The 13,167-nt window shown below is 74.1% G+C and carries 12 protein-coding genes and 1 pseudogene; 3 read left to right on the forward strand and 10 right to left on the reverse strand.

Annotation, left to right across the window (positions count from 1 at the left end):
- Positions 1 to 342: 342 nt before the first annotated feature.
- The 8 genes from G3I42_RS04595 to G3I42_RS04630 form a co-directional block, all read right to left on the reverse strand.
- Positions 343 to 2,133, reverse strand: coding sequence for a sugar-binding domain-containing protein (locus tag G3I42_RS04595; RefSeq protein ID WP_164282591.1), 1,791 nt, complete (start codon positions 2,131 to 2,133; stop codon positions 343 to 345).
- A 34-nt stretch (positions 2,134 to 2,167) separates the two neighbouring features.
- On the reverse strand, positions 2,168 to 2,803 hold the full coding sequence (locus tag G3I42_RS04600; protein WP_164282593.1) for a hypothetical protein: 636 nt from the start codon (positions 2,801 to 2,803) through the stop codon (positions 2,168 to 2,170).
- A gap of 6 nt (positions 2,804 to 2,809) precedes the next feature.
- Positions 2,810 to 3,646, reverse strand: a complete 837-nt coding sequence (locus G3I42_RS04605; RefSeq protein ID WP_164282595.1) for a carbohydrate ABC transporter permease — start codon at positions 3,644 to 3,646, stop codon at positions 2,810 to 2,812.
- Positions 3,643 to 4,605 carry a sugar ABC transporter permease gene (locus tag G3I42_RS04610; RefSeq protein WP_164282597.1) on the reverse strand — a complete coding sequence of 321 codons (963 nt, stop codon included), beginning with the start codon at positions 4,603 to 4,605 and terminating at the stop codon, positions 3,643 to 3,645. The genes G3I42_RS04605 and G3I42_RS04610 overlap by 4 nt, the downstream gene beginning before the upstream one ends.
- On the reverse strand, positions 4,602 to 5,927 hold the full coding sequence (locus tag G3I42_RS04615) for an ABC transporter substrate-binding protein (RefSeq protein WP_164282599.1): 1,326 nt from the start codon (positions 5,925 to 5,927) through the stop codon (positions 4,602 to 4,604). Before G3I42_RS04615 ends, G3I42_RS04610 begins: the two co-directional genes overlap by 4 nt.
- Positions 5,928 to 5,998: 71 nt before the next feature.
- Positions 5,999 to 6,724 carry a cupin domain-containing protein gene (locus tag G3I42_RS04620; protein ID WP_343244455.1) on the reverse strand — a complete coding sequence of 242 codons (726 nt, stop codon included), beginning with the start codon at positions 6,722 to 6,724 and terminating at the stop codon, positions 5,999 to 6,001.
- Complete coding sequence (locus G3I42_RS04625) at positions 6,721 to 7,638, reverse strand: PmoA family protein (protein WP_164282601.1); 918 nt, start codon at positions 7,636 to 7,638, stop codon at positions 6,721 to 6,723. The genes G3I42_RS04620 and G3I42_RS04625 overlap by 4 nt, the downstream gene beginning before the upstream one ends.
- On the reverse strand, positions 7,635 to 8,810 hold the full coding sequence (locus G3I42_RS04630; RefSeq protein WP_164282603.1) for a Gfo/Idh/MocA family oxidoreductase: 1,176 nt from the start codon (positions 8,808 to 8,810) through the stop codon (positions 7,635 to 7,637). The genes G3I42_RS04625 and G3I42_RS04630 overlap by 4 nt, the downstream gene beginning before the upstream one ends.
- A gap of 280 nt (positions 8,811 to 9,090) precedes the next feature.
- On the opposite strand from G3I42_RS04630, the gene G3I42_RS04635 reads away from it, so the two are divergent.
- Positions 9,091 to 10,134, forward strand: a complete 1,044-nt coding sequence (locus tag G3I42_RS04635) for a LacI family DNA-binding transcriptional regulator (protein ID WP_164282605.1) — start codon at positions 9,091 to 9,093, stop codon at positions 10,132 to 10,134.
- 150 nt (positions 10,135 to 10,284) lie between these two features.
- Positions 10,285 to 11,382, forward strand: coding sequence for a PP2C family protein-serine/threonine phosphatase (locus G3I42_RS04640; RefSeq protein WP_164282607.1), 1,098 nt, complete (start codon positions 10,285 to 10,287; stop codon positions 11,380 to 11,382).
- 71 nt (positions 11,383 to 11,453) lie between these two features.
- On the opposite strand, the gene G3I42_RS04645 is transcribed toward G3I42_RS04640, so the two are convergent.
- Together G3I42_RS04645 and G3I42_RS04650 are read right to left on the reverse strand one after the other, a co-directional pair.
- A complete protein-coding gene (locus G3I42_RS04645; protein ID WP_164282609.1) occupies positions 11,454 to 11,801 on the reverse strand; it encodes a hypothetical protein in 348 nt (115 codons plus the stop codon).
- Complete coding sequence (locus tag G3I42_RS04650) at positions 11,798 to 12,316, reverse strand: DUF6232 family protein (protein ID WP_164282611.1); 519 nt, start codon at positions 12,314 to 12,316, stop codon at positions 11,798 to 11,800. Before G3I42_RS04650 ends, G3I42_RS04645 begins: the two co-directional genes overlap by 4 nt.
- Before the next feature lie 489 nt (positions 12,317 to 12,805).
- Here G3I42_RS04650 and G3I42_RS04655 point away from each other — a divergent pair.
- Positions 12,806 to 13,167 (forward strand): annotated as a pseudogene (locus tag G3I42_RS04655) (hypothetical protein); the annotation flags it as partial.

Below are 13,167 nucleotides of genomic sequence, written 5' to 3' on the forward strand. Positions count from 1 at the left end.
CGGCGGCGGCCTCGTCGGGGCGGACCGCGTTCGTGCCCGCGCCGAGCAGTACGAGGACGGCGAGGACACCGAACAGGCGCAGGAGGCGGAACGGGCGCGGGACGAGGGACCGGCGCAGGGCGTGGGACGGGCGCGGGAGGTGGGGCGGGCGCGCGCGCATGTGGGGGGCTCCTTCTTCGTGCACCGTGCGGCCCGGCCGGGTGGCCGGACCGGACGGACGATTTACAACGATGCAGAGCTGTCGGTGGGTCACCGTAGGGACGGCCTGGGACCGCGTCAAGACTCCGCGCAGGCACGCGGGGCAGGGCGGACCGCCCCAGGCCGTCAGGACCGCCCCGGCCGTCAGGACCGTGCGCGTCCGGTGAGGATGGCGCGCAGGGTCTCCCGCTCGATCTTGGGGCGGCGGTCGGCGTCGAACAGGCCGTTGGTCTCCTGGAGCGTGTCGGTGAACTGGGTGTAGCAGTAGCCCGCGAGCCCGGAGTCCTCGGCGGCCGAGACGAGCGCGGCGAGGCGCGCGGCGAAGTCCTCCGGGCTCGCCACCGTGTCGTACCCGAACCAGGGCGCGCTCTCCTCGGGCACGAGGGTCGCCCCGCCGAACTCGCTGAGCACGACCGGCTGTCCGGTGTGCCGCACTCCGTCGAGCAGCAGGCGCCGGGCGCCGGGCCACCGTTCGCCGAAGGCGCCCGTACGCACCGACGCGCCGTAACGCTCGCGCAGGTCGCGCGGGTCCTGCGTGTAGTCGTGCACGCCCCAGATGTCGGCGGCGGAGATCTCCCAGCCGTCGTTGGAGACGGCGGGGCGCGAGGGGTCGAGGGCCTTGGTGAGGTGGTAGAGCGCGTCCATGAAGTGGCGCTGGGCCGGGACCTCGGCGGGGTGCGGCACGGACCAGGACTCGTTGACGGGGACCCAGGCGACGAGGGAGGGATGGCTGACGTCGCGCAGGACGGCGGCGGTCCACTCGGCCGTCACGCGTTCGACGGTGGGCGTGCCGAAGGCGTACGCGGAGGGCATCTCGCCCCACAGCATGAGCCCGAGCCGGTCGGCCCAGTACAGGAAGCGCGGGTCCTCGATCTTCTGGTGCAGGCGCAGGCCGTTGAGGCCGATGGACTTGGCGAGTTCGGCCTCCTCGCGCAGCGCGTCGGCCGGGGCGGCGAGGTGCGAGGCGGGCCAGTAGCCCTGCTGGAGGGCGAAGCGCAGGAAGCACGGCTTGTGGTTGAGGAGGAAGACGCCGTCGTCCCAGCCGATGTCGCGCAGCCCGAGGTAGGAGTGGACCCGGTCGACGAGAGCGCCGTCCTCGGCGTCGGTCAGTTCGAGTGTCGCGTCGACGAGGTGCGGGTGCTCGGGGCTCCAGAGCAGGTCGTCGAGGTCCTGGCCGTGGCGGAGGGCGGGGACGGCGATGTCGGTCTCGTTCTCGGGGCCTTCGAGGCGGACGCGCTGCTCGGCGAGGAGGCGGTCCCCGAGCCGCAGGCGGACGGTGAGGTCGAGGGGCTGGTCGGGCCAGCGGTCCAGGCGGGTGCGGCAGCGGACGCGGGCGTGGGCGATGTCGCTCTCCCAGTGCAGCGCGGTGAGGTGCTGCTCGGGGACCTCCTCCAGCCAGACGGGCTGCCAGATGCCGGAGGTGCGGTGGTACCAGACGACGTGCGGCTCGGCGCGCCAGTCCTGTTTGCCGCGCGGCTGCGCCGGGTCCGGGCGGTCCTCGGCGCGGACGACGAGGACGTGCGGCCCCCCGGCGGTCACGAGGTCGGTGAGGTCGCAGGTGAAGCCGGTGTGCCCGCCCTCGTGGCGGCCGGCGAGATGCCCGTCGAGCCACACGTCGGCGCGGTGGTCGACGGCGCCGAAGTGGAGCAGGAGACGGCGGCCCGGGGCCGGGGCGCGCAGATCGAGGGTGCGGCGGTACCACAGGACGGGGTGCTGGTCCGTGTCGTGGATGCCGGAGGCGGGCGATTCGGGCGGGTACGGGACGGTGATGGCGCGGGTCCAGGGGGCGGTGGTCTCCGGGGCCATCCAGCGGGCGCGGCGGCCCTGGTCGGCGTCGTCGTGGGCGAACTGCCACGTACCGCAGAGGTCGCGCCAGTCCGGCTCGCGGACCAGTTGCGGCCGGGGGTGGCCCGCGACGTCGAGGTGGCTGTGCATGAACGAACTCCGTGGGGAGGGGGCGAGGGGGTGCTCAGCTCTTCCGGGTCTTCGCGGTGGCGCGCAGGTCGACGGCGGTCGCCGCGAAGGCGAGCGGGCCGGGGAGCAGCGGGAGCAGCAGGGGCATCGCCCAGGCGATGAGGGCGGCGAGTACGAGGGCGGCCACCAGGAGGAGGCTGCCGTGCGGGTCGGCGGCCGTGCGCTGCCAGGCGGTACGCGCCGTCACGGGCCCGGGCGCGGCGCTCGCCCGCAGGAGGAGCACCCCGGCGGCGAGCGCGAGCACGACGAGGGAGGGGCCCACCAGGGCCCGGCCCGGCAGTTCCCCGCCCGCGAGGGCGAGGTCGGCGCGGACGGCGACGGCGAAGGCGGGCAGGAGCAGGCCCAGGAGGAGCGAGCGCGGGCCGAGGCGGGCGCGCAGCCGTACCAGGTACGTGCGGGCGGAGGCGGTCCTGCCGCCCGCCGCCGTCTCGCGCAGCGTCTCGGCCGCGGCGGCGAAGGCGGCGGGCGCGGTGAGGACCGGCAGACAGCACAGGCTCGTGAGGAGGCTGACGAGGAGGACGTCGGCGAAGAGCGAGAAGGCGGGCCCGAAGACCTCGCCGGGTTCGCGGCGGTCGCTGGGGGCGCGGGTGGGCAGGGGCGCGCGTACGGGGGCGGGTGCGGATCGGCTCATGGGGGTTCAGCCCTTCAGTCCGGAGGTGGCCATGCCCTGGACGAGGTAGCGCTGGAAGACCGCGAAGAAGAGCACGATGGGCAGGACGGAGATGACGGACATGGCGAACATCGGCCCGTACGCGGAGGTGCTCGACTGGTCCACGAAGCTGCGCAGCGCGAGCGTGATGGTGTACTTCTCCGGCGCGAAGAGGTAGATCATCTGCGTGAAGAAGTCGTTCCACGTCCAGATGAAGGTGAAGATCGCCGTGGTGATGAGCGCGGGCCTGCTCAGCGGCAGTGTGATGGCCCAGTAGGTGCGGAAGGCCCCGCAGCCGTCGATGCGCGCGGACTCCTCCAGCTCGCGCGGCAGTCCGCGCATGAACTGCACGAGGAGGAAGACGAAGAACGCCTCGGTCGCGAGGAACTTCGGCAGGATGAGCGGCCAGTAGGTGTCCACCAGGCCGAGCCGGTTGAAGATGATGTACTGCGGGATCAGCACGACGTGGTGGGGCAGCATGAGCGTCGCGACCATGAAGCCGAACATCGGCTTGCGCATCCGGAACCGCAGCCGGGCGAAGGCGTAGGCGGCCAGCGAGCAGGACAGGACGTTGCCGAGGACGGCGCCGCCCGCGATGAGCAGGCTGTTGCCGAGCAGGCGGCCGACGGAGACGCCGGACACGCCGTCGAGCGCCGTCGTGTAGTTGGACCACTCGAAGTGGCCGGGCCACAGCTTGAGGCTCGTGGCGACCTCGGTGGCCGGTTTGAGCGAGGTGGCGGCGAGCCAGCCGAGCGGGTAGAGCAGGAGGAGCAGGCACACCAGGGCGACGGTGTGCGGCAGCCAGCGTTTCGCGAGGGTGCTCACCGGTCCTCCTCGTCCGCGTAGAAGACCCAGGACCGCGAGGTGCGGAAGAGGATCAGGGTGACGGCCCCGATGGCGAGCAGCAGCATCCAGGCCATGGCGGCGGCGTAGCCCATGTGGGAGGCGGTGAAGCCGCGTTCGTAGAGGTAGAGGGTGTAGAAGAGCGTCGAGTCGGCCGGGCCGCCGTCGCCGCCGCTGATGGCGAAGGCCGGGGTGAAGACCTGGAAGGACTGGATGGTCTCCAGGACGAGGTTGAAGAAGACGACCGGCGAGAGCATCGGCACCGTGACGGAGAGGAACTGCCGCCGGCGGCCGGCGCCGTCGAGGGCGGCGGCCTCGTAGAGGTCGGGCGGGATCTGCTGGAGCCCGGCCAGGAAGATGACCATGGGCGCACCGAACTGCCACACGGTGAGCAGGACGACGGCGAAGACCGCGTAGTCGGGATTGCCGACCCAGCCGCCGGTGTGGATGCCGACCGCGCCCAGGACGCGGGCGACGGTGCCGCCGTCGTTGAACAGGGCGCGCCACACGAGCGCGATGGACATGCTCGCGCCGAGCAGCGAGGGCGCGTAGAACGCGGAGCGGTAGAAGGCGCGGCCCCGGCCGAGGTTCTTGAGGAGCATCGCCACGCCGAGCGCGAGGCCCAGTTTGAGCGGGACGGCGACGACGACGTAGAGGAGCGTGGTGCCGACGGACCGCCAGTAGCGGGGGTCCTCGGTGAGCATCTCGGTGTAGTTGCGCAGCCCGACCCAGTGCGGCGGGTCGAAGAGGTTGTAGTCGGTGAAGGAGAGGTAGAGGGAGACCGCCATCGGGACGAGGGTCAGGGCGACGGCGCCGATCATCCACGGGGAGAGGAAGACGTAGGCGGGCCACCGCTGTTCGCGGCGGCTGCGGGTGCGTCGCTTCCCGGGGGCGGGCGGCCGGGTGGTGCGGTCCGGGGGCCGGGTGGTCAGGACGCTCATTGCCTCAGCTCCCGGTTGGCCTGGTCGATGAGTTCGCGGGCGGCCTGCCGGGGGGTGGCCAGGCCGAACATGACGCGCTGGTACGTACGCCCGAAGGCGGCCTGGACGGCCAGGTCGCCCCGGGGCGGCGCGGGGGGCGGGTCGGCGAGGCCGTACTTCTCCATGGCCTGCGCGTACCGGTAGATCTCGCGCTCGGCGCCCTTGAGGGTGGTGGCGACGCGGGCGGCGACGGCGCGGTTGGGCGGGGTGGAGCGGGAGAAGCCGAGGATGTCGCCCGCGCGGTGGTCGTTGAGGAGGAAGTCGACGAGTCGCGCGGCCTCCTTCGGGTGCGCGGAGTGGGCGCCGATACCGATGAGCATGGACGGCTTGAAGTAGGCGCCCGCGCGTCCGCCGGTGGTGGGAACGGGCGCGTAGTGGACCTGTTCGCCGAGGAGGGCGGGGTAGCCGGGGAAGGGCGCGTCCCACGTGAAGTCGGCGGCGGCAAGTCCCCGGCCCATCGGGCTCGTCTCGGTGGTCTTGGCCTGGGTGGTGTCCCGGGCGGCGGCGACGGCGCCCTCCTTGCGCAGGGTGTCGCAGAAGGTCCAGAAGGCGGTGAGGTCGCGCTCGGTGAACGCCAGGCGGCGCTGGTCCTCGTAGAGCTGTCCGCCCCGGCCGCGCAGCCAGTCCTCGAAGACGTCCTCGTTGGTGCCGCCGTCGTTGGCGCCCGTGACGGTGCGTCCGTCGGGGCCGCGCAGGCCCAGGCGGTGGATGCGGACGTTGGCGTCCGCCCATTCCTCCCACGTCCAGGACGGCTCGGGGGTGTCGATCCCGGCCTTGGCGTAGAGGTGCGAGTCGTAGGCGTAGCCGGTGATGCCGCGTCCCATCGGCAGGGCGTACTGGCGGCCCTGGTAGGTGCCGGTGCGCAGGAAGGAGTCGGCCATCTCGTCGGTGCGGATGGTGCCCGCGTCGATCGGCTCGTCCAGGCGGGCGAGCGCGTCGCCCGCCGCGTACTGGGAGATCTGCCGGTAGTCGAGCTGGACGACGTCGGGGACGCCGCCGCCGGCCGCCTGCGTGGCGAGCTTGGTGAGGTAGGAGCCGAAGTCGGCGTTGGAGGTGCGGACGGTGATGCCGGGGTGCTCCTTCTCGAAGAGCTTCACGGCGTTGTTCGTCCGGGTGGCGCGGTCGTCGTTGCCCCACCAGGCGAAGGTGAGGGTGACACCGTTGCCGCCGCTCCCGCCGTCCGAGGAGCAGGCGGAGAGCGGGGTGAGCGCGGCGGTGGCGCCGAGGCTGCTCAGGGCGAGGAAGGTCCGCCGGCGGGGCCGGGCGGGGGGTGGCTCGGGCATGGGGCGGTCCCAGGGGTGCGGGGGTGGGAGTCGGACGTGGGGGGGCGGGTTGCGGCGTTTGGGGGGACGGGTCAGGCGTCGGTGTAGACGTCGAGGCGTCCGCACATGCCGAAGCGGCCCCGTGCGGTGGGCCCGCTCGCGGTGACGCGGGCCCGGCTGAGGTGCTCGGCGTTGCCCTCGCGCAGCGCGGCGAGCTGGGTGCCGCTCGCGCGGGTCGCCGCCTCGGCGCCGTTCCGCAGCCGCTCCTGCCAGGCGTCGAGCTGGGGCCGTACGAGGGCGGCGGCGGCCCGCTGGAAGGCGGCGAGCGGGGCGGGGTCGCCCTGTGCGCCGGCCTCGCGCAGGGCGAGGAAGCGGTGCGTGGCGAGGTCGCGGCGGCGCCGTGCGGCCTCCGCCCGTTCCTCCTCCGTGCCCCCGGCGGGGATGCGGACCGCCTCGGCGTACGTCGCCGGGTCGGTCAGCAGCCCGGGCGGCAGCGTGAGCACCGCGTCACCGGCCTCGGGAAGCCCGCCGTTCTGCATGACGACGGTGATGCGCAGCGCGTCCTCGTTGACGAGGCGGTGGATCGTGCCGGGTGTGAACCAGACGACGCTGCCCGCCGCGAGGGGGTCCTCGCGGTAGCCGGAGGTCGTGAGGGTCTGCACGCTGCCGCGCCCGGAGGTGACGACGTACCCCTCGGTGCAGGCGAGGTGGAGGTGCGGGGTGCCGCCGCCGGGGTGGCCGTCGACGGTGGGCCAGTCGTAGACGCTGAGCCGGGAGACGGCGACCGCGCCGGGGAAGCCCTCGTACGTGTCGCTCACCACGGCTGCTCCTCGAAGTGGGCGAGGACGCGCGCGCGGTCCCAGCGGCCGTCGGCGACGGTGACGCGGTAGGTGCGGGCGAAGGAGTCGCCGGGCGCGAGGACGAGTTCCTCGTGGAAGGCCCACGAGGGGGCGACGGCGGCGAAGGGCTCGCTGCGCACGAACCAGTGGGCGGGGTGGGTGCCCGCCGCGCCCCGGTGGTCGTTGCCGGGCGCGTGCGCGAAGACGAGCGTGGCGTGGCCGTCGCAGCCGTCGTGCTCGCCCGTGTAGGCGAGCCAGTCGGACTGGGTGCCCATCAGATCCTCGCCCCCGGCCTCGGCGGTGAAGGTCTCGCCGCCGCGGAAGGCGCGCGGGCCGCGCCAGAAGAGCCCGGTGTACCCGGCGTCGGGGCGGCCGTGGGTGGTGGGGCTGCCGAAGCGCAGCGGCTCGCTGTGGCGGTTGGTGACGGCGGAGGTCCAGGTGAGCGACCAGCAGTCGGTGCCCGCCGCGACCTCGATGCGGCGCCGCTCGTCGGCCCAGTGCACCGCCGTGTCGTGCGGGTGCCAGGTCAGCGTCTCCTCGATGAGGGCGCGGTCGCCCTCGGCGCGCACGGTGCCGAAGCCGGTGTGGGCCATCGAGCCGACCCGCTCGGGCAGGGCGAGGTAGCCCTCGCCGTGCACGTAGGTGTTGCCGCCCCACAGGTTCTGGCCCGAGAGGTGCGAGGCGGTCAGTTGCAGGCCCTTGTGCCAGCGGTGGTCGTTGGGCCGGTAGTCGGTGACGAGGGCGCCGGAGAGGGTGCGCAGCGGGTGCAGGTAGGGCTTGGGCGCCTCCCAGGGGTCCTCGGGCCGGTAGACGTAGGCGAGGAGTTCGGTCCCGGTGGCCTCGTGGACGAGGGTGACGCGGTCGCCGTGGGTGTGGGTCAGGACGAGGGTCATGCGGCGTTCTCCCCTGCCTCGGCGGGGGCCCAGCCGGGCGCGCCGCCGTGGAGTGCGGTGTAGTACGGGTCCCCGGGCGCGATCTCGCCGGCGTGCACGGCGTTCCCGGTGAAGGCGGACTTGTACAGGGCGGTGATGAACTCCAGCGTGCGACGGGCGCCTTCGCCGCTGGTGGGGTGCCTGCGCCCGGCGAGGACGTCGGCGGTGAGGGCGCGGAGCTGGGCGAGGTGGGAGCTGGGCTCGTCGGGGCCGAAGTCGCGCCAGGCCGCGACGGTCTCCTCGTCGACGCCGGGCGCGGGCGTGATGCGCCAGTCGGCGTTGCGGTACCCGTACAGGTGCGTGACCTCGATGGTGGCGAGGGCGCAGTCGATGCGGATGCGGCTGACCTCGTCGGGGCTCAGGACGCTGTTGACGACGGTGGCGAGGGCGCCGTCGGCGAAGCGGACGAGGGCGGTGGAGACGTCCTCGGTCTCGACGTCGTGGACGAGGCGGCCCGCCATGCCGCGCACCTCCTGCCAGGGGCCGAGCAGGTCGAGGAGGAGGTCGGTCTGGTGGATGCCGTGGCCCATCGCGGGCCCGCCGCCCTCGGTGGCCCAGCGTCCGCGCCAGGGCGCCGCGTAGTAGGCGGTGTCGCGGTACCAGGTGGTCTGGCAGTGGGCGACGAGCGGCTTGCCGAAGGCGCCCTCGCGCAGCAGGCGGCGTACGTGCCGGGCGGCGGAGCCGAAGCGGTGCTGGAAGACGATGGAGAGGTACGGGTCCCCCGCGCCGCCCCTTTCGGCGGCGGTCATGGCGTCGAGGTCCGCGAGCGAGGGGCACGGTGGCTTCTCGCACCACACCCAGGCCCCGGCGCGCAGCGCGGCGATGGCCTGGGCGCGGTGGACGGAGGGGGGTGTGCTCAGTACGACGAGGTCGGGGCGGACGGCGGAGAGGGTCGCTTCGAGGTCGGTGGAGGAGTGCGCGATGCCCGCTTCCGCGGCGAAGGAGGCGGCGGAGGCAGCGTCGAGGTCGACCGCGGCGACCAGTTCGGTCGCGCCCTCCTCGGCGAGGGTGCGCAGCGCGGGCAGGTGGCTGGAGCGCGCGATGCCGCCGGTCCCGACGACCGCGGTGCGCAGGGGTGCGGGCGGGGGGCCGGCGGGAGCGGGGGTGGCGGGGGTACGGCTGGGCGAAGACATGCGGCCTCTCTGGCGGATGGCGTGCGACGGGGAGGTGCGGGCCCCGGGAGACGTGCCCGGCGTGAAAGCGTCCCGCGGGGCGGGAGCGGGCAGGGGGGACCCGGGGACGTGGCGACCGCCGGTGGATTCCGGACAGCAACCGCTTGCTGTTCCCACGTTGTAACCGCCGCGTATCGCCGGGGTCAACCCTTCGGCAGCGGGGTTCTTCCGGACGTGGCGGCACTGGCCCACCGTCCGGTCAGAGCCCTAGACTGGCCTTTTCCCCGGAGAGGACACGGTTGTGGCAGCGGTGACACTCAAGGACGTGGCGCGGCGCGCGGGAGTGTCGATCAAAACGGTCTCCAACGTTGTACGCGGTGCGGCACGGGTCTCCGAGCCGACCCGGGCGCGGGTCGCCCAGGCCGTGGAGGAACTGGGGTACCGGCCCAATCCCACCGCGCGACGGCTGCGCACGGGTCGCAGCGGCATGATCGCGCTCGTGGTGCCGGAGCTCGTGAGCCCGTACTTCACCGAACTCGCCCACCACGTCCGCACGGAGGCGACCGCGCTGGGCCTGACGGTCCTCATCGAGGAGACCCTCGGGGACCCGGCGGAGGAACTGCGGCTCGCGAGCGGCGTGGGCGCCTCGCTCCTGGACGGCGTGATCCTCTCGCCCCTGCACACCACGGCGGAGGAACTCGCCCCCGTCTCCGGCACGTTCCCGCTCGTCCTGCTCGGCGAGCGCAGCTACGCGCGCGACCGGGTCGCCGCCGACCACGTCCTCATCGACAACGTCGCGGCGGCGCACACGGCCACCGCGCACCTGGCCTCGCTGGGGCGCACGCGCATCGCCGCCATCGGCCACGACCGCAAGGGGACCGCGACGAGCCGGCAGCGGCTGGAGGGCTTCCAGCGGGCGCTGCACGAGGCCGGGCTGCCCTTCGACCCCCGACTCGCGCCTCCTGTCGACGAGTTCGACCGGCGCAACGGCCTGGAGGCGATGCGCGCGCTGCTCGCGCTGCCGCCGGACAGACGCCCGGACGCGGTCGCGTGCTTCAGCGACCTCCTCGCCTTCGGCGCACGCCGGGCCCTCTACGAGGCGGGGCTGCGCGTCCCCGAGGACATCGCCCTGACCGGCATCGACGGGACCGAGGAGGCACGGTACGGCACGCCGTCCCTGACGACCGTCGTGCCCGACAAGGCGGCCATCGCCGCGCTCGCCGTGAAGTGCCTGGCCGACCGCGTCAGCGCCGCGACCCCACCCCCGTTCGAGGTGCACCACGCACCGTACTGGCTGGTCGAGCGGGAATCGACGCGGGGAGGACGGGAGGCGGTGGAGGGCTGAGGGGCGGGGGTGGTGAGGACCGGGGGCGGTGAGGACCGGGGCGCCCGCTGACACCCCGCCACCGCACTCCACGGCACCGACCGCGCCCCGCCCCGCGCGGCATTCGCGCAAGGCGGCTCCCGGGTGCGGCATTGCGGTACGAATAGGGGCATGTCCGAGCCGGTCCCCCCGCCCGCCCTCCGCCGAGGACGCCGGAGCGTTCTGCGTCCCGCCGTGCTGGTCCCGGTGGCGTCCATGGTGGTTCTCGGCGCGGTCGACCTCGCCGTGCCCCGGTCCGTCCACCTCGGGCCGCTCATCGCGGTGGCCCCGGCCCTGACGGCCGCCTCGGCCGGGCCCGGCACGACGGCGGGCGTGGGGGTGCTCGCCGTCGTCCTCCAGTTCCTGCTGGGCGTGGCGCGCGAGGAGACGGACACCCCGAACACGGCGGTGCAGGTGGCCGCGGTCGCGGTGATCTCCCTGGCCCTGGTCCTCTACAGCCGGGCCCGGAGCCGCCGCGAGTCGGAACTGGCCCGGGTGCGCGCCATGGCCGACGCCACCAACGACGTGCTGCTGCGCCCGCCGCCCGCCCGGACGGGCCCGCTGCGGATCGGCTGCGAGTACCGCGCGGCCGGTGAGGTGGCGCAGATCGGCGGGGACTTCTACGCGGTGGCGCGCACCCGGGAGGGGACCCGGCTGCTGATCGGGGACGTACGGGGCAAGGGCCTCGACGCCCTCGACGACACCGCCCTCCTCCTCGGCGCCTTCCGCTCCGCCGCGCACCTCGGCCTGAGCCTGCCCGGGCTGGCCGCCCACCTCGACGCGGCGCTGGAGTGGAGCAACGCGCAGAAGGGCGCGGCCGAGGACTTCGCCACCGCGCTGCTCGTGGACGTACCCGACGCGGGCGAGGACGCGCTGCTCCTCTCCTGCGGCCACCCGCCCCCGTACGTGCTGCGCGCGAGCGGGCCGGAGCCGCTGGAGGCCGCGCGCCCGGCCCCGCCCCTGGGGCTCGGCGCCCTGGACCCGGACGCGTGGACGGTGCAGCGATACGCGTTCGGGCCCGGCGAGACGATGCTGCTGTACACGGACGGGGTGATCGAGGCGCGGAACGGCGACGGCACCTTCTACCCGCTCGCGGAGCGCCTCGCCCTCTTCGGCGGCGACGACGGGGACCGGCTCGCGCGCCGGGTCGTGGAGGACGTCGTACGCCACACCCACGACCGCCTCGCGGACGACGCGGCCCTCCTGTGCGCGTACCGCGCCCGGGAGTGAGACCGGCATGGGGGGCGTCGTGGGGGGCGCCGTGGGGTGCGCGCCCGGTGCGGGTCCCGCGACGACAGGCCCTAGCGGCCGATGAGGGCGAGCACGCGGTTGACCGTTTCGATAAGTGGGCCCGCGAGTTCGCCGGCCGTGGCGGCGATGCCCGCGAGGACGCGGAGGGCGCCCCGGCGGGCGCGGGGGGTCGCGGTCTCGTCGCCGGCCTCGGCGAGGGAGGCGTCGAGTTCGTCGGCGTCCTCGGGCGGGAGCCGGTCGCGCAGGGCCGCCGCGTGCTCGTGCAGGAGCGCGAGGAGTGCGCGCAACTCCTGCGGGTCCTGGGCCGGGTTGACGACGAAGCCGTGGTTGATGCCGATGTTGTGGTCGCCGGTGATGTTGACCGCGTCGCCGTAGTAGTGGTGCTCGCCGCCGCTCACGCCTTCTTCACCCCGATGTTGTGGTCGCCGTGCAGATTGACGCTGTCGCCGTAGTAGTGGTAGGTGCGGGGGTTGAGCGCGAAGGACTCGATGGTCATGCGAAACTCCGCGCCGGGATGCTCGATCGCGTACGAGATCCGCTCGACGACGTCCCGCAGTTGGTCGAGTTCCCTGCTCGCCAGGAGCGCCCGCGCGCTGCCCGCCGTCTCGACGGTGAGCACGTGGTGCCCTCGCGAGAAGAGGACGTTCAGGAGGTCCCCGAGCAGGTAGGCGACGACGCCGAGGACGAGGACCGTCACTCCTCCCGGCACCGCGCGCGTGCCGTCCGAGTTCTCACCGAAGCCCCACGCGGCGAGGACGACGGCGACGACGAGGAGGGCGAGCCGCTGGAAGAACTTGAGCACGGCGGCGTTGCGGTCGGGGCGGATGCGGAAGGTGTGCACGCGGACGATGTTCCGCAGCGGGTAGACGGCGGTGTCGATGCCGAGCAGTCGCTGGCTCACCCACAGGTCCACGAGATGGAGTTCCTGCTGGTCGTCGGCCTTCCCCCGCGACGGGGCGGGCGGTCCGGGCGGGGCGGACGGCGGCGCGGGCCGGTAAGGCGGACGTACGGGGCCGGGGGGCCCGGGTGGCTCCGGGGACGGGCGGGGTGATCTCGCGCCCTCCTCCGCCCCGCCCCCGTCCGATGGGCGCGGCGGGAGGCCGTCCGCCGGGCCGGGTCCGTTCGCGTCCATGCCTCGTGCCCCTCCCCCTGAGACGCCATCGCTCCGCACCCGGCCGCACTGGCGGTCACTTTCCGGGTGCAGACCATTAACACGCCACACACACGGCGGCGCAAGACATCATTCGCGTCGCAACTCACCTCAGCCATAAGGACTTTGACGCGCAAGGAGGCCAATCGTCCGACGGACTCGCCGTCCCCGCCACCCGGCGGGAGCGCCCCCGCTACGATTCCCCGCACACGGTGCGCTTTCGGACGCCCGTACGACGAACACGGAGACGGCATGGCGGACGGGCGATCGGGTGACGCGGGGCCTTACGGGATGGTGCTCGGTGTCGTCGATACGGCTGTCCCGGCGGGGAGTTCGCCCGTTCTGCGACCGGTGCGGGTGACGGCCGGGAGCGAGGTGGTGCGGGCCGTGACCGCGCTGGCGTGGCCCGTGCCCGAGGCGGGGACGAGCGTGGGGGTGCTCGACGTACTGCCGGACGGTGGACGGGCGTTGACGCGGCTGACCGCGCAGGCGGGCGGGGTCGCCGCGCACTGCGTGCACCTGCCCGCCGGGGCGCGGCTGCCCGGCGGCAGGGCGCCCGTGGCCTTTCTCGACGCGCCGGGGTGGGGCAGCGGGAACCCGCTCGCCGCCGAGCC

Origin of the sequence: Streptomyces sp. SID11385 (genome assembly GCF_010548245.1) — a bacterium.
Taxonomy (GTDB): Bacteria; Actinomycetota; Actinomycetes; order Streptomycetales; family Streptomycetaceae; genus Streptomyces.